Origin of the sequence: Pseudomonas sp. PSE1(2024) (assembly GCF_050990555.1) — a bacterium.
GTDB lineage: Bacteria > Pseudomonadota > Gammaproteobacteria > Pseudomonadales > Pseudomonadaceae > Aquipseudomonas > Aquipseudomonas aphyarum.
In genome coordinates this window covers 2,032,920-2,057,092 of record NZ_CP158967.1, presented here as the reverse complement: position 1 = coordinate 2,057,092, position 24,173 = coordinate 2,032,920, and the positions used below count along the sequence as shown (strand labels likewise).

At 54.1% G+C, this 24,173-nt stretch carries 19 protein-coding genes; 7 read left to right on the top strand and 12 right to left on the bottom strand.

Going from position 1 to position 24,173, the window contains the following annotated elements; translation table 11 throughout:
• Positions 1 to 8 precede the first annotated feature (8 nt).
• Both ABTV87_RS09335 and ABTV87_RS09330 read left to right on the top strand, forming a co-directional pair.
• Complete coding sequence (locus ABTV87_RS09335) at positions 9 to 623, top strand: hypothetical protein (RefSeq protein WP_433899311.1); 615 nt, start codon at positions 9 to 11, stop codon at positions 621 to 623.
• Entirely contained in the window at positions 604 to 2,022 is a 1,419-nt protein-coding gene (locus tag ABTV87_RS09330; RefSeq protein WP_433899310.1) for a tyrosine-type recombinase/integrase, read from the top strand. The genes ABTV87_RS09335 and ABTV87_RS09330 overlap by 20 nt, the downstream gene beginning before the upstream one ends.
• 116 nt (positions 2,023 to 2,138) lie before the next feature.
• Here ABTV87_RS09330 and ABTV87_RS09325 read toward each other — a convergent pair whose 3' ends face one another.
• The 4 genes from ABTV87_RS09325 to ABTV87_RS09310 all read right to left on the bottom strand — a co-directional run bounded on the left by ABTV87_RS09325 (position 2,139) and on the right by ABTV87_RS09310 (position 7,700).
• A complete protein-coding gene (locus tag ABTV87_RS09325; RefSeq protein WP_433899842.1) occupies positions 2,139 to 2,213 on the bottom strand; it encodes a hypothetical protein in 75 nt (24 codons plus the stop codon).
• A gap of 131 nt (positions 2,214 to 2,344) precedes the next feature.
• Entirely contained in the window at positions 2,345 to 3,859 is a 1,515-nt protein-coding gene (locus tag ABTV87_RS09320; RefSeq protein ID WP_433899309.1) for a zinc finger domain-containing protein, read from the bottom strand.
• Between the two features lie 748 nt (positions 3,860 to 4,607).
• A complete protein-coding gene (locus ABTV87_RS09315) occupies positions 4,608 to 4,787 on the bottom strand; it encodes an antitoxin Xre/MbcA/ParS toxin-binding domain-containing protein (RefSeq protein WP_433899308.1) in 180 nt (59 codons plus the stop codon).
• Between the two features lie 114 nt (positions 4,788 to 4,901).
• Positions 4,902 to 7,700, bottom strand: a complete 2,799-nt coding sequence (locus tag ABTV87_RS09310; RefSeq protein ID WP_433899307.1) for an SEC-C metal-binding domain-containing protein — start codon at positions 7,698 to 7,700, stop codon at positions 4,902 to 4,904.
• Between the two features lie 464 nt (positions 7,701 to 8,164).
• Between ABTV87_RS09310 and ABTV87_RS09305 the strand changes: the two genes are divergently transcribed.
• Complete coding sequence (locus ABTV87_RS09305; protein WP_433899306.1) at positions 8,165 to 8,626, top strand: hypothetical protein; 462 nt, start codon at positions 8,165 to 8,167, stop codon at positions 8,624 to 8,626.
• Positions 8,627 to 8,714: 88 nt separating this feature from the next.
• Complete coding sequence (locus ABTV87_RS09300; RefSeq protein ID WP_433899305.1) at positions 8,715 to 9,212, top strand: hypothetical protein; 498 nt, start codon at positions 8,715 to 8,717, stop codon at positions 9,210 to 9,212.
• A 559-nt stretch (positions 9,213 to 9,771) separates the two neighbouring features.
• Here the strand turns inward: ABTV87_RS09300 and ABTV87_RS09295 are convergent.
• Positions 9,772 to 11,955, bottom strand: a complete 2,184-nt coding sequence (locus tag ABTV87_RS09295; protein WP_433899304.1) for an AAA family ATPase — start codon at positions 11,953 to 11,955, stop codon at positions 9,772 to 9,774.
• 186 nt (positions 11,956 to 12,141) lie between these two features.
• Between ABTV87_RS09295 and ABTV87_RS09290 the strand changes: the two genes are divergently transcribed.
• Positions 12,142 to 13,404 carry a phosphoribosyltransferase-like protein gene (locus ABTV87_RS09290; RefSeq protein WP_433899303.1) on the top strand — a complete coding sequence of 421 codons (1,263 nt, stop codon included), beginning with the start codon at positions 12,142 to 12,144 and terminating at the stop codon, positions 13,402 to 13,404.
• A 459-nt stretch (positions 13,405 to 13,863) separates the two neighbouring features.
• Positions 13,864 to 14,733, top strand: a complete 870-nt coding sequence (locus ABTV87_RS09285; protein WP_433899302.1) for a reverse transcriptase family protein — start codon at positions 13,864 to 13,866, stop codon at positions 14,731 to 14,733.
• Positions 14,734 to 15,196: 463 nt separating this feature from the next.
• On the opposite strand, the gene ABTV87_RS09280 is transcribed toward ABTV87_RS09285, so the two are convergent.
• The 6 genes from ABTV87_RS09280 to ABTV87_RS09255 form a co-directional block, all read right to left on the bottom strand.
• Positions 15,197 to 16,159, bottom strand: coding sequence for a hypothetical protein (locus ABTV87_RS09280; protein WP_433899301.1), 963 nt, complete (start codon positions 16,157 to 16,159; stop codon positions 15,197 to 15,199).
• 308 nt (positions 16,160 to 16,467) lie between these two features.
• The gene (locus ABTV87_RS09275; protein WP_433899300.1) at positions 16,468 to 17,673 is read right to left on the bottom strand and encodes a hypothetical protein; all 1,206 of its coding nucleotides are present in this window, start codon (positions 17,671 to 17,673) and stop codon (positions 16,468 to 16,470) included.
• A 226-nt stretch (positions 17,674 to 17,899) separates the two neighbouring features.
• Positions 17,900 to 20,458 (bottom strand): AAA family ATPase, encoded by a 2,559-nt coding sequence (locus ABTV87_RS09270; RefSeq protein ID WP_433899299.1) that lies wholly within the window; start codon positions 20,456 to 20,458, stop codon positions 17,900 to 17,902.
• A gap of 328 nt (positions 20,459 to 20,786) precedes the next feature.
• A complete protein-coding gene (locus tag ABTV87_RS09265; protein WP_433899298.1) occupies positions 20,787 to 21,284 on the bottom strand; it encodes a hypothetical protein in 498 nt (165 codons plus the stop codon).
• 159 nt (positions 21,285 to 21,443) lie between these two features.
• Positions 21,444 to 21,761 (bottom strand): hypothetical protein, encoded by a 318-nt coding sequence (locus ABTV87_RS09260; RefSeq protein WP_433899297.1) that lies wholly within the window; start codon positions 21,759 to 21,761, stop codon positions 21,444 to 21,446.
• Entirely contained in the window at positions 21,761 to 22,492 is a 732-nt protein-coding gene (locus ABTV87_RS09255) for a metallophosphoesterase (protein ID WP_433899296.1), read from the bottom strand. Before ABTV87_RS09255 ends, ABTV87_RS09260 begins: the two co-directional genes overlap by 1 nt.
• A gap of 335 nt (positions 22,493 to 22,827) precedes the next feature.
• On the opposite strand from ABTV87_RS09255, the gene ABTV87_RS09250 reads away from it, so the two are divergent.
• Positions 22,828 to 23,256, top strand: coding sequence for a helix-turn-helix domain-containing protein (locus ABTV87_RS09250; RefSeq protein WP_433899295.1), 429 nt, complete (start codon positions 22,828 to 22,830; stop codon positions 23,254 to 23,256).
• Positions 23,257 to 23,316: 60 nt separating this feature from the next.
• Here the strand turns inward: ABTV87_RS09250 and ABTV87_RS09245 are convergent, their stop codons facing one another.
• Positions 23,317 to 23,955, bottom strand: coding sequence for an HAD family hydrolase (locus ABTV87_RS09245; RefSeq protein ID WP_433899294.1), 639 nt, complete (start codon positions 23,953 to 23,955; stop codon positions 23,317 to 23,319).
• Positions 23,956 to 24,173 lie beyond the last annotated feature (218 nt).

Genomic DNA, 24,173 nt, shown 5'->3' with positions numbered 1-24,173 from the left:
GAACGCCAATGAGCACAACGACCAAACGCGAGCAGATCGAACAATCGATTGACGGAATCTTCCGACTATTGCATGAAATCAGTCGCGAGCCTGGCACCTATGCCGAGAACGAACAGGTGCTTCATGCCCTCAAGAGCCAGGGCTATCTGTGCGCGCTGCAGATGGAGTTCTGGATCCGGGACGAACAAGTGAAAATTCAGCCAATCAGCCTGAATACGCTCAAGAAAAAGCTGGCGGGTAATAGCCCTGATCGCGACTTCGCCTATTTAGACAAACTACGAATCCATGCCCTGGCCGCCATTGCCAAGTTCAGTGAGGAGCCGCCCGAGCCGAAAAAGCGATCGCGAAGCGCCATGGAGAGTCAGGTCGAAGATCTCAAAGCCTCCGTTTCCTCGCTCCACGCAGTCAATATGGTGCTGATACAGGCTTTGGAGGTTAACCGTAGAGACCTCATCACTATTGCAGACACCCCCAACACTGGGTTACGGCAGAAGCGAATCAATGACGCGATCAATCGGATCATCAAAATTCTGGGGATGAACCCTGCCCCATTTGACGACATCTCCGTTCTCTCAATGGAAAAACACCTGAAGCTGGTGCCAAATGACAAAGCGAACCGTTAAATATCCCGAGTCGGGCCAGCTTTTCACTCCGATTCCGAAGCTGCGGCTCTACGATTATCTGACTCACGGCGAGCTGCATCAGCTTGATGGCAGCATGATGCCGTTCATGTCCTGGCCTGACGGCTCGCCTTGCCTGCAGGCTAACGCTTATATGATCAAGCTCCGGATGCAGTCTGGCAGGGGCGGGAATGGCCCATCGAGACATGGCACTAAAGGCGGATCATTTGGACAGTACGCTGGACAGATCAGCCACCTGATCCGCTTCTGCTACTACAACAAGCTGAGCTTCATCGCCCTGTCGGATGACGACTTCTGCGAATTCATCGATGGGCTCCGCCAAGAGACGAAGCTTGATAATCCTAAACAGCAAAAACGGAATGAGCGTACCATCACAGGCATTGGCAGACGGTGCCTTCACTTCCTTGCCCATGTCGCTGAAATGAATGGCCTGCATAACTTCGTGGGGATCAATGGCACCATTTCTATTGTCATGGTGGACTCCATTTATTATCGGAATGGTAAAGCCTTCAAACGCTCAAGCGTCCACCATAGGTCGTTCAGGACACCTTCTGCGAAGAAGACTCGTAAGCCGATCGGTGAGGCGACCATCGAGAAATTGAGGGATGCGATTGACGCTCACTCATCGTCTGAGTTTTTGAGTACCCGCCGGCACCTGATGATCTCTCTATTCGAAGAAATGGGAACTCGAAGAGCTGAAACCCAGCCCATCATGGTGGCCGAGGTCATTGCCGCCAGCAAAGTGAAATCTCCAACCCTTATCGTCAATACGCTAAAACGCGGAGGCATGGGGATCACAAGAGAGCTTGAGCTGAGCCCTCCCCTTATCGATGAGCTCATGGATTACATTCGCGGCCCCAGACGTACAATCATGAAGAAACACAAAGGTATTCCAGACCACGGGTACTTATTCGTCACTGAGCGCGGAGGTCGCCCTTTAGGCATCGACAGCATTACAACGGAGTTTTCAAAGATTCGCAGGTCAGCCGGCATCGATGAGCAAGCGTGTGCACATTTGTTCCGACACTCCTTCTGCACCAACATTGTCTCCCAGCTCATTGCGGCAACTCAGGCACTGAGTCCAGATTCGTTCAGGCAGACGTTGATGACCAACAAGATGCTCGCTGAACGTGCGATGGCTAAGAGCGGGCACGCCACGCTGGAGAGCTTGTTGGACTACGTCGACTCTGCATTCAAACAGAAATCGAAGTACCAGCAGATCATTCAAAACGCCGAAGCTGCCCGAACCTATGAGAACTATGAGAGGCGCCGCAAGCGACTGCGTGACGACTTCAAAAAAGGCAAGCTCACCAAAGACCAATACATTGAGCTCGATGAGAAGCTGGATGCAGCCATGGATCGTGATTTCAAGGCAGCCTGACCCTTGCTCCGGGCTCTGCTGGTCAATGGTGACTAGGACAGCCAGTCGCACAGAATCTGCCAGATACGGAGCGCGCCTGACTAGGCAAAAGCCAGACCCACCCACGCGAGCAGATCCTAGGCCGCTTTGAAATCTGTATCAACCGGGCTTTTCCCGCCTAATGCACGTACGGGAGTGATCAGCCATCGCATGGCGCGAAAGCGATCGCGCTCCATTCGAGACACACTGACTAATTCTAGCCAATAGAGAGGAAGACAACCTATCAACTACAAGCGAGGGTGCTTCAAGGCCAACCGGTCTGCTAGCAGCTGGCCTGGTTAACTCAATAGTAATCGTCAGATCTATCGACAAAGCGGCGCTGAGTTTCCCCGTACCCTCCACAGCTACGACAATCATCCCCGTTTAAATGCCCTTTTCCTTTGCATTTTGGGCATTTAATCACTTCAAAGCTCGCGAAATCGGTAGCGTCCGACTGCGCTTTAGTCATCTCGCCATACCCCCCGCAAGCTGGGCAATCTTCACCATTGTAAGTCGAGCTTCCCTCACAGAGACGGCACTTGCAGACATCAAATTCAGACAAATCAACATTGGCTGCGTCTTTTGCCAACAGCGTGCACTCCCCCTTGCACACTGGGCAATCATTCCCATTAAATAAGCCCTTGCCTTTACACAAGGGGCATTTAACATCCTTATAGGATCTGACATCTACTTGGCCAGCTTGCCACCTAGAAAGCTTTCTCTCCCCATGACACTCACGACAGTCATCACCCTTCCAATTCCCACGACCTTTGCATAGCGGACAATCAACTGCGTCGAAGTCTTTGAACTCCGTCATATCTGAAAAGCGACGTTCAAGCTCGCCTTCACCGCGACAAACCGGGCAGTCGTCACCTTCATGAACCCCACGTCCGTCGCATAATTGGCAGGTGATCAATTCGAAATCGGCAAGATCGGGGTATACGCCCTCATCAATCGCGCCGTCCGCGTGGCAAACCGGACAGTCGTCCCCGTTGTAAGCCTTGGCTCCCTCACAAAGCGGACAGCGCTTCAGGCCACTCTTCTCTAAAAACTCATCCTCGAAAGAAACTGCGTCCACCAGACGCTGAGCAATGCTCTTGGCTTTAGCCTTTTTACCAGGCGCAATCTTCTTGGTGAGTTTTCGGAGAGTGTCGCTTACCTCTTCCACATCAGAGTAAGAGGCCAGTTTTGGCAGGAGATCCAACACTCGCCCCCCCAAGTCTTCGATCGCCCGAAGGGCAGCAGAGGACTGCGTGACACGGATTTGCTGTTGAATGGTCTCGCAAAGAGATAAGGTCGCCGCAATCTGCTTGCTAATCTGCGCTTGCCCAAGCCACGCATGCCTGCTGAAATACTGCAAGGCCTTTTTAACAGACCGAATATCGCTGTTGTCAGCCCCCTTTGGGCCGAAGCTACCGTTATCCAACTTCGTGTGGTGGTTGGCGCACAGCCAAATCAGATTGTGAGGGTGATTATTTTTGCTAATTGCCACGTCTCGGATGTGAGCCGCCTCACCCGCTTGTCCGGACGCTTTGCAGAGCGCGCACTCAAGATTAGCTTCTTGCTTAATTTCAGACCGTATAGAATTGGGCAGATGAGGTCGCTTACCTTTATCAGCCGGCCACGGTTGCTTGAGCCAGTTATCGTAGGCAATAAGCTCGTCGGCCTCAAAATACAAGGTGTTGCTAACTTTCTTCGCAACCACCAGCTTCCGAGGATCACCTTTCTTAGCTGCGTAGGACGAAAAGTACCGCAGCAATTTCGGCGACATCCCGACCATGGCAGCTGCCTCGTATTCGTCCAGAAGTTCGCTTTCCATCGCCTAAACCATTCCGTGAGTATGGAGTACCGACTGCATTTTACGTCCCGGATGCAGGCAGTGGAAGCACTCAGCCTCAGCACAAAAACTCTCGCCCGATGCGTCAAGGCACGAAGCGTTTTAGGTTCTGAACGAAATGAGATGCCAGTGAGCTAAAGCTGGCACTGTTCGACAAACCCTTGCTTTGATTACGAGCCCTTCAGGTCGACCCTCGTGAGCCAAAGCCCCACGTGCGAGTATCTTGGCCTATCAGGCGTCGATCCTCACACCCATTTCTAAATGGTGCGTCTTTCGATGGTTACGGCAGCTTGCCAAATACGCGGACACCCTCGCACTTAAAGCTGGACTTCGGAAAGTGTGTTCGCCGGACGCTGACAATTCATGCGTGAGCCCACCCGCAGCCTCTGCGATAAAGCCATTGTCCCTAACGGGGATGCGCTGGTGCTGGATGATCTCGTTTAGCTTCAAGCGTTGACATGTGAGGAAGCTATGTCCGTTGCTAACAGATGGTACGCGCGGTAACGGACATAGCAGGCAGTTCTTCAGGGGGCACCTACTGCGGTTTTCCAACGGTCGCCATCCCGTAAAGCCTTCATGTCAGGTGGATGGAGTTGCACATCCAGCAAATAAAACCTCGAAGCAAAGCCCCCTACCCAGGCCTCAACCTGAAGAATTCCGTACTCGACAGGTCGTGAATCACCTGGCCGAAGACTTGGGCAGGATCTTCCGAACCCGGAGGCTAGCTACGTTAGGCACAAAAGCCATGCTCCAATCGCGCGAGTAGTTCCAGTGCATCCTCAGTATCTGCATCAACCGGGCTTTTGTCGGCCAATGCAAGCAACGGAGTGGTCAGCCAATGCTCGGCCAGCGACTCATCACCGAAAACTCGGATTGCGGCTTCGCATAGTTTAGGATCGCCTTTTTTCACGTTTACACCCTCAAGAGGCACCACCGGCTCGGTGATGCCCGGCCTTGCTAGTGGCCAAGACACTGGCAAGAAATTTGAACGGGCAGCTCAGGGACGTATCACTCCGGCCCAGGTTTATGCGCCGTGGCATTTTTTGAACTTCCGCCCTGACTCACATGGGCAAGGCTCATTGCGGCCTACTGTACCCATTTGAGAACGGAACGCCACACGCCTGCTTTCGCTGATGATGTTACCAATCAGCGCAGTTTGGCCCGCCAGCTCCTGCCGCTGCCAGTCCTCCAGCCCTTCGAAATACGGGTCTAGGCGCCTGATTTCGGAGATCGCACCTTTGTGATCACCATACCAAGCCAAAATCACCGCATATTGGCTCCTGACTTGAACAAGCCTGCCAATAAGGCCGGCCCGGCTAACAACCGGCAGAACATGCTGCTCCATAACCTTTTTGGCACCCACGAAGTCCTTGACCCCCACGAACACATCGGCCAAATCCTGCCCTACACGGACAATTGACTCGTATCCCTCGACCATTCCGTAGAACTTCATGGCATGGATACGTTGAAGGGGAGCCTCCAATCCCTGGGCTTCGCGAGCTTTGGCATACACTTCCAGAGCATCCGCAAGGTGTTTGATGTGCTCATGGACGTCAGGTGGTCGCTTGATGACTTCCCAGAGGACATCCGAATTTTTGCCCATGACATCTTTAGGTGTCAGCCCCAGGATTTCGAAGTACTCACTGACGACTTTCTGGCACATCGCTTCTGCGACCTTGTTGCGCTTCAACTTCCAGAGCGCGACGGCGTGGTTGTAATCGAATACGCGACGGAAATCGTCGTCCGGGATTCTGGGTGTGGCGTACGCTACTGCCTGTTCAACCTCGTCTTCACGCCCCTGATCGGATGCCAACAGCACTTTTCGCATCGCCCACCCAACTTGCTCACGGGCCTCGAACCCATGGGCATCCAGGAGCTGCAGCATCATGGCGACTGGTTCAGCGGCCTCGTCAAAGCGCCCTTCTCGCATGTAAGAGAACGCTAGCGCATCAAGAGCCCAGAACGCCTGGTGTGGATTTAGTTCGCCCGCGTCGAGCGCCCGTTTCAAGCTGGAGGTGATATCGACCGATATCCCCATCTCGTGGAACAACTCTTCGCCTGCGAGGCCGATCAAGGTCATCACGTCGTCAAGTCTGATGAATACACGTGTGAGTAGCGAAAACCGCGAGACATCACGACGCTTCTCCAGGCTCTGAATCAGCAGTTCCTTCAGCGTGACCAAGGCCTCGGTGATCACGGGCGTGCCCATGAGCTCCAGATGGCGCAGGCCTAGGGCACGGACAGCATCATGGACTTTAAGTGTTTTGGCACCAAACACCTCAACTGTCCCTGTGGCCAAGATTTTTTTGATGGCCGCAGCTGCGCCGCCCTGTGACAACTTGAGCGTGGCCGATAGCAGACGGACAACTTCCTCATGCGTGAGCCCTGTATCAGCCAGGCTGACGACGGCCAACGCATTCTGGGTAACCTGATCGAAACCATCGTAAACGCGAGCCAGGATGACCTCTTGGGCCGTTTCCACTACGTTCGCTTGCTGGCCGAGATCGACGCAGAGCGCTTCGATGTCTCCGCCATATTCCGACAGTGCAACAGCAATGGCGCTGTCAACGTACAGCGGCAGCCCGCCAGAGTATGTCCGAATCTGTTCGAATGCCTGAGCACTGCCGAACGCCCCGGCGTCATTGGCAACCCGAGCCACCGTATCCAGATCCCATCCGAAAAGCGTCTCACGTCGCAACGTCATGACCGCTTCAAGTTCCCGGACGTTCTCATGCGGCTGGCACAGAAGAGTGAAACGGATGTGGCGGGTCGCGTTCAGCAAGTCTCGCAAGTGGACTACAGGAACGCGGTGTGCGTTGTCGATCACAACAACCAACGGCGCCTGAGTCTGCTCCAAAAATCGGTCGAAGGCCCGAATCGCCTCGTAGCCGCTAGCACCCGGCAAGAGAATTTGCCGGATGCCTTCGGGGTCTTTTTGGGAGTACTTGGAGGCAAGCTCGCGCACGATTGAGCTCGCAATCGCGGGCCCTGGGAGGTCACCGACGTCGTAGTAGGCACATGGTTCGGGGGTATGCAGGGCCGCATAGGCTGCCCAAGACGTTTTCCCTGCGCCAGACAACCCACAAATGATCCGCACCCGCTCCGTCGATACCAGAGCAGGCTCGTTTTGTTGCGGCTTGTAGGAAGCAGGTGGCGTAGGAAAATCTTGCAGTTGGACGATCAATTGCTCGAACAAGCCCGGCAAATCGGAAGTGCGGAACACGTGCCTGGCGTTGCCATCGCCGGCAGCGGAAGCCAACATCACCAACCCTGCCATTTTCCAGGTCAACGACGAAGGCGACAGCAGTGAGAATTGCAGCTTTTCAGCCTGGGTGACGCACCACTGGGCCGCCTCCTCCAAGGTCGCCCACGCGGGCGGAAGGTAATCTGGGCGCGGGGCCGTCGATCCGGGATAGAGGTAGATCAGATCCGAAGGTAGCTTCTTCTCGTCCACCTGGGTCTGGAGCGTTTTACCGAGCGGCTGGTTCGCAACGATAACAAACTCTGGGTTCCCAGCCCTTCCCTCTGGCCCGTGCGCCTGTCGGATCTGCTCAAAGCGCTCCAATGCACCTGAAGCGTCGCCAGGCATCAGGGGCTGAGAACGGGTTTTGACCTGCACATAAACCCGCGTGGAATCGGTGGTGAGCTCTATGTCTTCATCCAGCTCGACCAGCACCTCATTAACGCCCGCAGCCTGCGCCAGGAATAAGCAACCTACACCATACAGATGTTGATATAGGAAACCTCTGTGTAAGGACTCGATGCGCTTGAGCTGGGCGGGATCGAGCACGGTCAAGGTAGTGAGTTGGTCATCAGGTTGCATAGGGCTTCGACTTGGCTCTGGCAGATAGGTGTTGTGCTCAGGCAGAAACGAGCACCGGTGACGGGTACCATTCTCTGGTGATCGGCGCAAAAGAGCGAGCAAAAGCCCCTCCCGGCCACGGCCCGTCATAGTTCACCGCTTTTACGAAACGAGCTCCCCCGCTTCGGCTCACTCACACAACCCCTCCACTCCTGACTGACCAGGGTGACGCGAGAGACTGCGCAATGGTCGTTGACAGGTAGCCTGTATAAAAACACAGCAAAACCTAGAAGCGACCGCTACACAGGTGAGTAGTGACCGGGCGCCTGTAGGCACAGATCAGACAGTTTTGGCCTCCTCAGCAGAGGCCAGGATTGAGGGTGGTAGTAACTGCAACTACATGAGTTGCAACGCCTCCGCACAAAACAGGAAGCTTGAGTGAGTCCTGGCCACTCGGCCAAGACAGCCTTCCAACAGGAGTTGCTATGACCCGTCTCCGCTTCATCCCCAGTCAACTGACACGTTTCCCACACACGAACGAAGCGCTGCTCGCCATTGCCCTTTGGCCTGCGTTGTTCGCGGTCGGCTGCTGGCAAACGCCACAGATCACCGAGCTCCTGAACGCTCAGGGGCTTGAAATCAGCACGCTGCAGGTCTTTCTGGCAGGCTTGGGGGCCTACCTGTTTTTGCTCGGCAAGCACCGGGTATTCAACCGCCGCTATTTCGAGCGCCACGCAGTCGATATTGCCTCGCACCGCCGGCTGTGCGAGGTTGATCAGGAGATGGTTGCCGCAGGCCAGGCTGGTACCGATACGCACAAGGCTGTGATGAGCGAGATAGCGCAACTTCGCAAGAAGCTGGGTTTCCTGATCGACGCGGACAACTTCTACCGCAAGCTGAAATTTTTGATCGATGTGATGACCTGGCTGCGCAGCAAGCTCAAATAACTCAAGTCGCCCGCCGGCAAACACAGTCCGGGTTCGCAGCACTGAACCCGGCTTCTACCGTACCTGAACAGGCAGTTGAAGTACGACCATGACAACCGAGCTAAACATTCACAGCATCAGAGGACTCACCCGTCTCGCACTACCTGCCGACGATGGATACATTTACCGACTCGGCGTCGCGCTGTATGGCTTTGCTTCGCTGAGCAGCTTCATGGCCGAGGTAGCACACCATATGGATCCGCGCGTAGATCGTACGAAGCTTCAAGCGAAAACCGGCGGCCACATATTAGACGCTTTCCGCGCTAGCCTTAAAAAAGCCAAAAAAACACTTCCGGCGGTGGAGCCCATTGGCAGGGTCGCCGCCGATATGTTTCAGGCGCTGAACACCAGGCGATCAGACATCGTGCATGCCTACCCCATCACCGACGAGGCCAAACAGCAAATACTGCACCGTCGACTGGACGAGAAAAAGCGATACTTCGACGTCACCAATGAACTGTTGGACGAGTTCATCAGCAAGCTTCATGAGGTGAGCCTCAAGCTCTACGACATCCGCGATATTGTGAAGCCGGAGCTCGGTGACTGATCATCGTTAGGAGCAGAGCGAAAGTCGCTAGGGAATGCAACCAGCTGCCATAACCCGCCACGACACCACCTACATACAACGGTAGGTGTGGACTGACGTAACTGCAACCTGGCAACGAGTAGATGAGAATCAAAACTGAGGGGAGGTGCAGCTACCACCGAGGTACGTTCAAATTAACGGCGCGGAAGGGATCGCATGTGCATGCACACGGTCTCCCACTGCCCGAACCGGAACCGGTTGTACTGGCGAACCAGGACAACTTTTCCATGATTGTTCATGGCGTATTCTCCATCTGATCTCAGCGGGCCGCTGATAGCCTTTACACCACGTGCAAAGCGAGCAGATGAATGACAGGCAGGAAGGAGAGTCCTTGGGTGGTAGCTGCAGGCGCAATGCTATCAGCGCAGCCAGAGCCTGGAAAGCCCAGCGAAAGGGTAAAACGATTCACTTCTGACGCATTCTCAGCAAATGAGTGCCTAGAGTAGCCGTCGATCTGAGGAGCCCACTGCAAGCGGCCACGCACGTCGTCCCCTGCCCTGACTCAAGCGATAAGCGAGCGCTACCCCATCATCTTGTCGTAATGCTCCTGAAATTCCGTTCTGACAAACACCTGGCGGAAGCGCTCGACGTACACCGCCGGGTCGATCTCACCAAAATCGGTGATGTTTACGGCATCAGCATGGGACTCACGGTTGATGTAGCGGTACAACGAGCGGAACTGGGGGTCTTCGTCGCTCAGGTCTTCGAGCGCCTTTGCGAGCCTGTCCTGGCGGTGCACGAACGTGAAGTAGTACTCCAGGATATTTCGCATCATGTTCGGGATGACGGTGGCCGAGGTGCGTCCACTCAAGGCGTCCTTGATGGCCTGCCAGAACGATTGATAGTCGTTCTGGATCTCCTTTGGCTGCATCGCAACCACTGCGCTGTACTCGGACTTGGTGATCCGGAACAGCGCCAACTGGCCTTCCTGCTGACCACCATTACCCCGGCCACGTCCTCCGTCCTCATTCATGAGCTTGACCATCTCGTGGAAGAAAAACAGGTTGTGGGTCAGGATGATCACCTGCTGGAAGCGGGTATTAGGGCTGATCACATGGCGCTTGATCAGGGAGGCAATGTCATACACGTAATTGTGGGACAAGCTTGAAATAGGATCATCGATCACGATGATGCGGTCGCTGATCAACCTTCCCGCAGTCGCGTTCAACTCACCATTACAGACTTCCAGAAAATACAAAAACGAGATGAGTGTTTTCTCGCCCTCACTCAGCGTTTTGAACACACCGGCGCGCTGCTCGGGACGCTGCAACCTGTATTGAGGAACATCTCCTTCCTCCTTGGTCAACTCAAAACCTTTGAGGCCGAGGACGCGCAACCAGTGGTTGATGCTGTCAATCGACTGGTCGATATTCGTGATGGCTGCCCTGGACTGGGCGATGATTTCGCGCTCAGCCCTGGCCTTGACCCGAAGCGCCTCAATGGTGTCCCTGGCTTTTTGCTGAGCCTCGGCCAGCTCCTGATCTACTTGAGCGTAATGATCCAGCAAAGCACCAGCTGAAGTCCTGAGCACGCCCCAGAATCGATCCTTGATCTGGGCCAGATGAACCTGCTTGTTTTTGACCTTGAGGTTGAAGGCGTCGATTTTTTCCTGCTCGACTGCAATGCACTCATTCAAGGACTCAACCAACCCTGCGCTGGACTCAAGCTCAACCACGATCGACGGGCTGGCTATCTTTTTCTCGATAGTCTGAACGTTGCGCTGAAGCGCTGCAGTTAGGTTTGAGATGGCCAGTTGAAACGAAGGTTGCTGATAGCTTGGACTACGCAGGCGCTGCAGAGTTTGCTCAACAGCTCCGACGTAACGGCGTTGCAGGTTCGTTAGGTCACGTATGCGCTGCTCGTAGGTCTTATCGAAGATCTTGGCAATCTCGCCATGAAAACCTTCCGGTAACGGCTGCTGACAGAAGGGGCATAAATCGCCATCGATGGGGGGAAATGTCAGCGCATGCTGAACCCAGTCCGAATGGCCGAGCGCGTGGATGAGACCTGCCAAGTAGGAGTTGTCGGTGCCCGTGATGATCTCCCTGAAAATAGGGTTGGGCTCAAGCTCGGAGCTTGGGAAACCGACAAGCGAAATTGAGGGCAACTGTGCGTCCGTTGCCGCCTGAAGCTCAGTGGCCTCTGCCATCAATTCGGTAGTGGTAACAGTATCCGGCACTTCAGAGGTGGCCTGGATCCTCTCCAGCAGACGCTCTTTGGTGTTCACACCTTGAAAGCAATAGGCCAAGGGTGAGCCATCGAATGGTGTTTTGAGCTTCCACAGGCCGTCTTTCAATGCCTGCTTCTCAGTGTCTCGGGCCGCCTTACTCGCCTTACCCTTGGCCATCTCCTCCTCTTGCTGGGTCGACAGCAACTTGATTTCGGCCTGCGCTGCATTCAGAGCATTCTCGGCCTCGATATTGCCGGCGTTGAGTGTAAACACCCCAGGTTGTGCTACGTCTTCGTGGAAGTTCATCTCCATGAAGGCGTGGTTGTAGACCAAAATTTCGCGTTCGGGGTCAGCAGGCGCCATGCTACAACGCTGGTAGCACGCCTCGCCTGGCGTTTGCAGGTAGTTGCCAATCGTGCTCTTACCGGTGCCATTTTGGCCGTAAAGCATGCTCACACGCTTGAGAGGGCCGATGAGGGTCGGGGCGTTAGGCGAATAGCTTGATACGCCGCGTATGAGCAGATTCTCAATCACAAAGGCTGTCCGTGGCACACAGAAAATCCGAGATTAAGCCCTCTGCCAAAAATTGCAATGTGCCACCACATAACTCTTTCTGCCCCCAGAACGACTAACACCTACCAGTCCAATACCGTTGGCGTATGCTAGGGCGCGCAAAACCCTGCTTAACCAACGCACCCAGCAATTTAAGGGATCAGGATGATGCAGCCCCCTCTTCAGGAACAGGAAAAAACTCAGCTGTGGCTCAACCAGTTCGATAAGCGGCCTGGTGATCGCGAGCTGGCCGAGGTTTTGCTGGACTCAATCAACTACTGCCCCCTTAACGAATTCAAGAACAGCCTGACCAAGCTCATAAAAAGAGAGCTGCCAATGAAGAAGTCTTCGGCTTTGTTCATTGAGCGCGAGCTGCAGAAGACAAAAGCCAAGCTTCCCCCGCCTTTCTACAAGCAGAAGAAAACCCGCAACCCCAGATCAAAAAAGAAGCACCTGCGCGCATATGGCGCAGCGAAGCAGGCCGTCCAATCACTGACCTACTCAACTCAAGATGTGGGTAGTGAAGGCTTGGTGGCATTCATGGCCAACACGCTGTGTCGCTCCAACCCAACGCGCTTCCTGCTTCAGCCTACAGCGGAAAAGGTCAGGGAATCGGAGGTTCGGAACTTCGTTATCCTGACCGACTTCATCGGGAGCGGTGATCGAGCTAGAAGGATGCTCGATGCGATGTGGAATGTAGCGTCAATCAGAAGTTGGTACTCAGGGAAGTTTGTAACATTCTGGGTGATGGCCTACACCGGCACCGAACAAGGCATCAAGCATGTGCGCAGTCACAAATTTGCCCCCAACGTCCGAGTGGTGACCGAATGCCCAACGCTCTTCAATAGCTTTGACGATGGCCTGGACGAGATGGTCGAGCTGTGTGAAACGTATGGCGCACATAGCAGCACCCCTTTGGGCTGGAAAGACTCTGCAGCACTGCTTGCATTTGAGCACGGAGCGCCGAACAACATGCCGGCGATTTTCGTCTCGGAGAAAACCAGGGGCAGGAAAAAATGGGCGCCTCTCTTCCCCAAGCGCGTTACTGACAACCTCTGGCACTCTACTCAGGTCAATATGGCCAATGTGATGAGTAATGCACTTAATCGTCTTGATCTGCCTGAGATATCGAGATCACCCACCTTCAAACGAGCAAGCGAACAGCACAAAAACGCAACCATCATCCTGCTTGCTCATTCCCAGGGTAGACGCAGCGTTGCAGAGCTTCGGCAAGTGCTTCCGCTTTCGCTCGACACGATCCTCAGCGCGGTAGAGCGCGCCGTGAACCGAGGTTGGATTACCCAGTCTGGAGCACTAACGCTCGCGGGCCAGAAAACCATCCGACTTCTGCGCCGGGAAGGCCGCAAATTTTTTGTAGCTCCTGACCCCTTTGCTTCGTATTATCCTGACCAGCTGAGAGCTCCGCAGTAGCGGAATCTAGAATCCCGCACGTTGTGCGGGGCGTTTTTGGGAGCAAATTATGCTTACCGTCGGACGATCCCACGCCTACCGGAGATGTGAGCCTTCTTTGGTTCGCTTTCGACGTCTTGCGATCAGAAGGCTCACGTCCGCCAGGGCGGAATCTAAAGGTAGATGAGTCGCTGGAGCTCTCAGCCCTATTTAAAAGCCGGCCAACAGGCAGGTGTGCCCCAGCGCATACTGAAAAACGCTGTAAAGACGGCAAAGCAGGTAAAGCACGGGTGCCCACCCATCCTCACCCTGAATCACCTCGCCCAACTGACAGGCGTCCCATACCCCTTCTTACATCGCACGATCAGCCGAGTTTACGAGACAGAGGCGTACAACGTCTTCAAGCTCAGGAAACAGAATGTTGGGCACCACGTAGATCGTTTCAGGTGGATATGCGCCCCGTGCGAAGATCTACTGAGGGTGCAACGGTGGATAAACACCCACATTCTGTCCAAGATCGAGCCTCATGAGGCCAGCTACGCGTATGACAATCGCCACGGGGTGCTGGAAGCTGCCAAGCTTCATTGCGGGGCAGAGTGGCTGATCAAGCTCGACCTGACAAACTTCTTCGAATCGATCCTGGAGCCACGCGTTTTTGAGTTGTTCAGGTCATTCGGGTACCAACCATTGGTGGCATTCGAACTCACCAGGCTTTGCACTCGCGTACGAGCAAGCGGTAATCCGGATCAAAGGTTCTACAAGAAGACACTTCCTCCAGGGCTCCCCTACTCTGGCGATGCCCGTATTGGCCATTTACCCCAGGGCGCTGCCACGTCGCCACGAATCGCCAACCTAGTCATGCAATCCTTAGATGAGAGCCTGCAGGAATATGCGTCGGATAATCATCTGGTCTACTCCCGCTACGCCGATGACCTTGTGCTCTCTTCCAAGAATGCATTCGATCGCTCAAGGGCGATTCACCACATCAAGGCGATCAATGAGTGCTTGGTTGCAGAAGGATTCTGGCTCAACGAGGCTAAGACGAAAATCATCACACCTGGGGCTCGTAAGATCGTCTTGGGACTGCTTGTCGACGGCGACACGCCACGGCTCCCGAAATCTTACAAGAAGTATGTCAGCGACCACCTGTACTACCTGTCCCACCCCATGATCGATGCGAAGTCGCATGCCGAGCATCACGGATTTCAGTCGCTTCAGGGGCTGCTCAACCACGTCAGTGGAAAAATCGCCTACGGTTTTAGTATTGAGCTTGATTGGGGCAAGAAACAAGGTAAACAGCTCGCCAGCATCTGTGAAAGGCTACAGCTCGACCACGTCATCTTTCCCTAATATGCACACCAGCGGAGCCAATACATTTTGAATTAGCAGTAAGCCTGTCACGATGATCCAGAGCCCCACGCTCTCTCGCGCCCCCCCCTTAATGGCATGCCTGCATCACCATCCTCGTAGCCGACGTGATTATCTCAAGGATGTGCGGACGCGGCTGCCTACACAGCGGGCCAGTGAGATTGAGCAGTTGCTGCCGCATCAGTGGATAGCGGCCTGACTTACGCAAGGAGAGATGGGCGGACGCTTACGGAGTTCGGATGCTTATGAGCAACATGACATCCACTTTCACACCCATTTACACCCATTTCGGAAGGTAGGTTCGCCGGACGCTTACTTTTGGCGATCGCATTTCATTCGCTAACCAAGCGTGCTCCAGCCGATGAGCGCTCCAACACTTCAGAGGGCACGCATGGTGGTCATGTCCAAGCACGCGTGCCGACAGATCAGTGATCACGCCTTCGCGCTACTTTGCAGACTCAGGCGCGGCGCCAAGCTGAGGTGCCTGGCTGAACGATGCAGCTCTCGCCTCTGGGCTTTCCAGCACCATGGCCGAGAACAGGGTAAGAAACAGATTTTGTTCTTCGTCCTTGACGGCGGGGAGAATTTGTTCAAGGTAAGAACGAGTCTGCTCCATCGACTCCGAGATTGGGAGCGAGTGAAAACTGCTCTGCAGGCTTTCTAGCTTTTCCCAAGTGTCCCGTGCAAATTCCTCAGTCATCCAGCCTTCGTCGAACATCTCCTGGACAAATTCGAAGCTACGCTCGAACTGCTTGTTTTTGAGGTAGGCCATGGCCAGTTTGTCGATAGAGAGCAGAAAGCTCATGATCCTGTCCTCTTCCTCGGTCGTTTCAGGAGGAGCAGAATCCAGAGGAATCAACCCCTGATACATCCTTCTAGCGTAGGCTTCTCGTACTTCTTGATGAGCAATGACCCGCGCTCTATCCAGGGTGTTTGACTCGATCAATGGTTCCAAAATCCGCACTCTGTATACCGGTGGCAAGGTGCTCAGCACCGTCGCAAGCCAATCCGTCGACATGAGGCCGTGCTTTTTGATGTACGTCAGAATCGCCCATTCGCAAAGCACACTCAGGGCGCTGAGGCCATCACCTATGCGTTCATCCGTGAGGGCTGCATGCTTCGCTTGATGGGCGCCGTCATTGCCTAACAGCCTGATGCTGTGAAGCCGATCAATGACATCGGCAGAAAAGAAATGGCTAAGCAGTCCAATTCGGGTATTCAAATCACCCCGGCGCCATTTAGCCTTATCACCAGTTTCGACGATGTGAACGAAGATCGTTTCAACGATGTTTTCCAAGCAGCTACGGATGCTCGCGACCTTTTGGTAAGGGATCGGAGATTGCTTCTCGTCGAGGTAATAAACCAGCGCAGACTTGGGCATCAGGGGTAGATTCTCAGCTTCCTGCACGAGCAGCTCCTTTTAAGGGTCATCAGAAAATAGGGGCTTAACGAGCACCGATGATACTGAATTGAGATCATGAGATCACCCTGCGCCGCGTTCGACCCCGTCGAGAACGCCCCCTCAAAATGATGTGCACGCTACTACCATAAGCGACCGGGCAGGAGGCATACACGGCTACAAGGCTGGCATCATCTACAGCCGCTCAGGCCAGCTCCTGGATAGGGTTCAAATCCCTATCTGGAAAGCTGTGCGGTTCGATACCAACTTGATCGCGATCCTCCCGCACAGCACCATGCCCTGGTGACGTAGAGGCCTTACATTGACGCCTTAACGACCTCATATTCGTCCCAGGTCATATGAGAGTGCTCGATCATATGGTCAATCATCTTCCGAATATAACTATCGAGCTCAGCAAATATCTCCTCTCGCTCGCGACGACCTTTAACCAATTGCTCAAGTCGCGAACCAATGTGTACGATCCTTGTACGGAGACCTATTTGCTCACTCGTAACTTCATCTACTTTACTGGTCAAGACCTCGAACCTGTCGAGTATTCGCTTACGCTCCCCGAGATCATCAGCCATGTACTTCGACACCACAGTCTTTACTCTTTTGAACTGCTGATACTCTTTGGGGTAGGCTAAAAACTCTATCAGGCTGAGTGCTTGCACAAATTTTGAAGTTGCTGATTGCACCTGAAGCATTTGCGAGTACAACGACAATGCATGCACTGCAGTAATGCCAACGCCTCCACCCACAGGGAAGCTATCCCACTCGGGTTGCCGTAGGTCAAGCCCGAGCCCCTTTGTAATGGTATGGGTGAAAGCCGCCCCTGCCAGGAGTACAGAATCCAAGTCACCGGACTTTACTAGCACTGCCGCAGACATCATTGATTTGGACGATAATTGACCTGGGGACGCCGGTTTGCTTTCTGAGGACAAGTGCTCCAGCTTGCAGTTCATGTAATTGATCAAATCGAAGGACAAGCCATCCACGATTTCAGATATGCCGACTATCATCTCCATATGACCTTGGTGATCCCCCTGCAGAAGAGAATCCCAAGAAAACCTTAATGGCACCACCAGAAGCGGGTATTTATTCAACTCCTGAAGATTCACTCCAGAAGCACCAATCTGAGACGAAGCTGACTTAGTCAACTGTTTGTTACCGAGATTTATAGCACTTAATTTCAAACGACCCTGTGGGTAGATCATGACTCCATAGGGTAGAAAAATTGAGCGATCAGTTACCAGTCGCGATAGCGGAAGTATCGCCAAATGGCAGCCCTGATCGAAGTATTGGCTGTAAGTCGCACAGAGGTCACCCTGATCAATAGCTTGATAAATTGAGATATCGTACCAATGACTGTGGTCACGAGCGGCCTCAACTTCGATAGCCAAGCTTTCACTTTCTGACAAGAGTGCATCTTCCAGTTCAGAGACACCCAGCCAGCACTCCAAACAGTTCCGCTCACAACCATTCTTATAGTTGACTGGCCTGTAGAAATGCTGCTCGCTCATCCCCATATAATCATGGATGCTGTATTCCTTGTTACAACCGGAACACGTTCTAACAATTCTTGTCTCATAGCGACTTAACGTCAGACCATCAATGCTCAATTTCAAATCGACTACTCAATAGCTATAGGAGATTTTTTGTGGTGTGCCAACTCGAAAAAATCGGCCTCAGATTAACCATACCCTCTAGAAGCAACTCAGAAACAGGCCGCCAAAACAGTGAGCTGGACTACCCTCGCAGGCGTAAAGTGTTCATGCTCTCCAGCAGTTGAACTACGCCCTCAACCACGCCTGCGTCGAAGTCATCCCGATCGGCCTCTTCATGGGTTCCTTTGTTCAAGTACCGCCAAACCAAGGTTTGCTCGCCAATGCCAAGAATACGAGCCAGAGCATCGATGAGCGGTTGTTTGTCAACATGCTCGAATGTGTTGGCTCCACGCAGCTTCGCACAAATAGAGCCGCAGAGGTTGCTCAGGCTGGGTTGGTCACCATCCCTGGCCAACTGCACGGTGAGAACACCCTGGTTGCATCTGCAGAGCCACTTCCAGATCTTCAGTGTGAGCATTTCCAGCGCCTGCCGGGAGGCCTGCAACGCCGCTCGATAGTCACCCCGATCCACAGCGGCCCTGGCCAGCACCAGATATGCCTGAGGCGGAAGATTGCGTATGACTCTGGGATGGTAGTCTCCGTGATGGTGCATAAGGGCATAGGCCAACCACTGATTCTGAGGGACGTGGTTCTGGATATCCTTGATGAACTCGTTACTGTGGCAGGTGACAATGATCTGAGTGTTGGCGAATCGATCACTCTCGAACAACGCTTCGCGAATGCCTTGACGATGCTCATGATCGATCGCGTTGATTGCATCGTCAAAGATCACCGTAGGGGCTTGGATACTGGACACCTTCGCGAGGAGGATCGCCAGTCCCAGGCATCGAACATGACCTTCACTAAGCACCTGAAGCGCGTCAACGCGTCGCTGTGGGGCTCCTCGGAAGCAAAGCTCAATGCGCCCTTCTCCGGTAAGCGGCAGGTGTAGTTCGACGAGCTTATCTTGATCCGCATCCCTAACGTTGAACTCGTTGTAGAGTTGCAAGGCCTGCGCATTTAAACCAGCCATCAGGGTGCCGGGCAACTCTGAGCGATGCCTGCGCAACAGGGCCAAAAATTCGGTGTACGCCTGTTGAATTCGCAGCTCGGCGGCGATCAGTTCGCCCTCCGTAGCAGCCGCTGCAATTAGCTCAGCGTTCTGCACTTCAAACTCGGCGATGCGTTGTCGTGCCCCCTCAACGGCCTGTTGGGCTTGCTGTCGCCTGGCCGCGTGCTCAGCCAAAGCGATTCGTGCTTCGTTCAATCGATCTCTCTCAGCAACGTGCAGCGCTCTCTGCGCCAGGTTTTGCTGAGTAGTGGCATCAGCTTGCTCCAACTGTGCAGCCCAGTTCACCGCCTGTTGAGCGATGGACAGCGCTCCACCCACCCCGACATAACCGAGTCTCCACCATGCGGTATCTGCAACCACACCCGGAGCAGCCAGATAACGGCAAACAGCATTCTCGCTATCAATCCTTGCGCCCACCCGCTGGGTAAAGTGTGCCAGGCAAGCACTTAGCACATCGGACGCTGCCCGGCGACGCCCCAGAGCAGCCTGATACCGTTGCTGTAGCAGGGTCAGCTCACGCATTTGCTCCAGGCCTTGTGCGGCCTTTTGATAAGGATCAACCTGAACTCGGGGATGCCCCTGGAGTGGCGTCTCGCAGGCTGGGCAGCGGTCAGGAGAAAGGGCCTGCAATCCCTGAATGGCTGTGAACAACCCTTGGTAAGCAACATCATCATGCAGCTGTCCGAGCTGTTGGGAGAGCGCTTCAACCTCATCGTGAGCCTCGTCGGCTCGCTGATAAGCAGTGACCAGATCTTGCGAGCGAACGCCGTACAACAAAGGCGGTGGCTGATTGAGCGTTAACTCCAGTACTTGCAGCCTCCCTGGGACGCCGAACCAGCCCACGGCCTCCTGAAGCTGTCGATAGGTCACGCCATTCCCATAGGCCTGCGCGTAAGCTTCTTCGATCCGATGAAATTCGGCACCAGACTGTGCCTCCCCCGCGACGGCCCTCATGTCGTTGGCAATGGCGTTCTGCCGGACTTCAAGCTCCTGCCCTCTCAACGGCATCAGGTTGAGCTGATCAGTCAGCGCCTCGTTGAACTGCCCAACAAACTCGTTGTAGTGATCCATGCCGAACAGTGCCGCGATGAGCTCGGTTTTTTGCCCTGCCGGTTTGGCTGCAATCCTTGAGAACGAGTCGATTCGATTCTTCTCAATGAAGCAGAACCTATAGGCATCTGCATCAGCGTTGATCACCATGGGTTGGCCGGCCAGGTCAACGCCTCGGAGCTGAGGGGCTGCAAAGCGATTTTCGTGGATGTTGCGCAGGTACTGGCCGGCATCAATCCGCTTCTGTGCCCCCTCGTCCACAGCCCCTAACAATCCGTACTCCAGCGATTCGCAGAGGCTGGTTTTCCCACTGCCGTTAGGGCCGTAAAAGAGGATCAGCCGTTTGTTGAGATCAAAGGTTTCGGGATGTCGGAACCCTCTGAAAGGGCCGATCGTGATTTCAGTGAGACATCGCCATCCCCATCCTGCCCCCGCCGCGATGGCGTCCAACTCGGGCAGCCCATCATTCATCTGAGCAAACTGAGCACGGGCCAGATCAACGATCCGAATCGCTCGCTGGCTACGATTACGTGTTGTCGCGCTGACCGCTTCGAAATTACGCAACACCAGGCTGCCCATGCGCCGTGCGTCGGGTGATGCCCCCACTAAAGGCTCATGAAGCCACCGTACGAAATGTTGAAAGTCGTGTTCCGCAGATGCCATCCTTGCCTCCCCACTGCCCTGTCAGCTTTTGCCAACCACGCCGGCGCACAGCTTGCTATTACATCTCATCGAGTTTTCATAATAGCAATAAGCAGGAATTTGGCATTCACCATACACAGTTTTTAGGCTGAGTATGGCGACCGAAGTGAGTAGGTATGAAGTGGAGGGCCGATCACGGGAAGTTGTGGATAATCTAATCCGCACCACCAGGTACTGGCACAGCAATCACTAGCCTCGGCATTCGCTATCGTACGACGATGCCGTGATCAGCTAGCTCATTGACCAATGTCTTACGACGCAGCATGCGAGGGATCTTGAACATACTTCTGTATGCGTAAAAGAAGCCCACAGGAATGAAAAGCAATCCCACCCCGTACGTGGCGGTTGCGATAATCACCCCTGCCGGTATAGCCGCAAGCGCATAGACAACACCCCTGATGACGCTGGATTTAGCAGCGACCCGGATGTTATCCAAATCATATTCTACTTTCCCGCCAGCCTTCTCAAATGCAATGAGAACAATTGACTTCTTGCTTAAATTCTTATAATACCAAGTGCGCGATGCATCTGTAACTATTGCGCCATGGCGCTTAAGGTAATTCAGCATAACAACTTCTTTAAAATAAAAAGTATTACCTTGATCATCCTCACATCGAACGTCTTTATAGAGCGCATCAAGATCATTACTGGCTTGCAGATGGTAATTCTTGACAACAACTGTCACTTTCTTAATCTCAGACATACGTCATCCTCAAGCACACATTTATCATCAGAAAATCTGTGATCGTTACCGCAGAGCCGCTCGGCGGCGCTAACCCATTACTGGAGGAAACGCTAAACTCCTGGGCTCGGCTGAACTGTCTTCAGAGCCTGAATAACCGCAGTCCCTCGCACGTCGCGCTTAGGTGTTCAGCTCACTCGCGATCACGTAATGGTCTCGACCGCTCACGCTGTGCATCAATTTAAACCCAGCCCTGGACTCGACAAACTCAAGCGGCGGGGTTGCAATGGTCATCCCGTTTTGGCTTACGCCTGAACGATCGAAATAGACAAGAGCGGAATAACGCAGCCCTACCCGGGCAGCGCCGGACAAATATGCATCAACTTCCACATTCCACTCGATGGCCTGAGCTTGGATCACCTCTGATGGAGCGCTAGCCTCAAGGGGTAGCGCCTCAACATCAAACTGGAAAGATCGCTTCCTCACGCAATTAGCCATTACACTTGAATCTCGAAATAGGGGTTAAAGCCCGTTTTTTCATTTGGATAGCCCTTCGGGTTGGAAATCACCCTGCAACCGGCTAAGTCGATGTCCACAGCTTCGTGAGTGTGGCCAAACACCCAAACGTCCACGTCAGGAAAGAGATGTTGCCAATCATTTGCATAGGCGGCAGTCAGGTGGCCCTCATGCTGGCCACCAATCACTACGGGCGACGGACAGTGGTGTGTCACGACGATGGTGCTGCCTTCGAACTTTTTGGCCAACTCCTGATGCAACCAAGCCTTGGCGACATGGTTTCTAGCAATGACGTCATCGGGCCTCAGACGCCTGTAGTTAGAATCGACACGGATGTACTTGAAGTCACCCATCCATTCCCGGGCTAAGTTGCTTGCCGCGAGCTGATCACCAGTGACAGTGAAATCAGTCCACCCCGTCGTGCCGAGTACCCTCAGGTTGCCGAGCACCAGGGTCTCGTTCTCCAGAATGTGAACATGGCCGGAGGCGGCGTCCCTCATTTTCTGCAGCGTACGGTCAACATGGCCGTCGTAGAACTCATGATTGCCACTGATATAGGCGACTGGGCAGTCAAAAGTCTCATTGGCCCACTTGACCCCTCTCCCCTTTTTGTCAACGTCCCCCGCCAAGATCACCAGGTCGACCTTCGACGACTCCGGTGCTTCCCACGCTTCAAATTCACGGTGCAGGTCAGAATAAATTCGCACCCTCAAACCCTGCCCCCCATTGAACTGGCACCCCTCTGACGACGGAGGGTTGCTATACGGTTTAGCGATTAATTGATCAGCAACTCCTCGCCAGCCTGTTGAGGCTGGCGGCGATCTGCACCCAGCAGACGCTGATACGAACCTATGCAAGGGCCCCTTCATCGGCGGGCAGCCCATAGCGTCACCGGGCACAAAATGCCTGGCGACCAGTTTTATACACTATATGATGTGTAACTGTACATCGCGACGTGGCTACATCCTCAATTTTGAGGACATTCGCGTTGACGTCGATAAGGCCTGCGCTCGCAGCAGTCATACGAGCAGTTCGAGGGAGTTTAGGGTTGACTCAGGAAGGGATGGCGCAGGCCACCTCGCGCACCTACTTGACCAAAATCGAAAGCGCTCAGAGCACCCCGAGCCTGGATAAATTCATTGAGCTCGCGGCAGTACTCGAACTGAGCCCCGTGGCGTTGATGGCCTTAGTGGTAGCGACCCGCGATGACGAACCCGCCTCCCATTTATTTGCAAAGGCTAGTGAGGAATTGAAAGCGCTCCAGGAGCGTGTCAGTCCCGATGAAATCGCTGTCCATATTGCGGGCAGCGAGGTATTGAAGCGGCCTCCAGCGCGTCCAGCAGATCTGAATAAGCTGCAAAAGGTGCAGGAGTGCAAGAAGACTGGACTGACGCAGGCAGAAACGGCAAGACAGCTAGGAATCAGCAGATCAACTGTCAGCTTCCTTTGGAAGCGATCGCTGCCAGCAGCTTCCTGAACCGGCGGGATAAGCAGCCCTGTCGATACCAGTGGGGTTGGCCCTCACATACCCTAACCCCTAACGCTTGTCCTCAATCACAAGCTGCGCAAACTGAACAAGGTTGGTTAGCGTCCCAGCCCCTTTCCTGTCCAGGTAGTATCCAGAAATCCCGACAGCTGCGGGGCCAATCTGATCACACTGCAGGGAATCACCGATCATCACAACCCGCTCATCGGAGGGGGTCACGTCTCTGTTCGGATGCACCTGCAGTTGGTCGCAGATATTGCGATAAATCCCCTCTTGGGGCTTCAACATTCCGACCTCATAGCTCAAAGCGAACGCCTCTACATCGCACAGTAACTTCCTGAGTACAGGCCCGTAGGGCGCTGCGAGATTCGAGCAGATACCTGTCGCTATTCCCTGGGCCTTGAGCATCAGGAGCGCATCGACTGCATCGGGATAGACCGAGATCGACTCCAGTTCGTCATCAAGATCATGCTGCAGCGAAGTCAGCTGTGGCAGGCTCAAGGTGATACCGAAGCGCTCAGCAGCATCCTCCAGCGCGAAGTTGGATGTCATCAGGCGATGGAGGTCAGCACCGCTTGGCCTGCGACCTTGTTGAGCACCGATGCGCAGCAGGCGCCGAAATGGATGATGCTTGCGCTTGATGTGGACAACGGTTCCAAAAGCATCAAACACTGCCGCTACGATTGGCATGAGGCTGGTTTCCAGAAGCTGGTGGCCACCTCAGTGGGCCGGCGGAGTGCGAACCGCTGGGTTGAAGTAAGCCGTGAAATGGCCACAGGTACATAGCACCGAGTCACCATCAAGAAGTGGGTATGACCTCCAATGGACGCGCTGCGGTTCGACGTCATCACCAATGTACCCGTAGCGGTAGTCCGAAAAGCCAAGCGTTCTCGAACACTCTCGGTTGC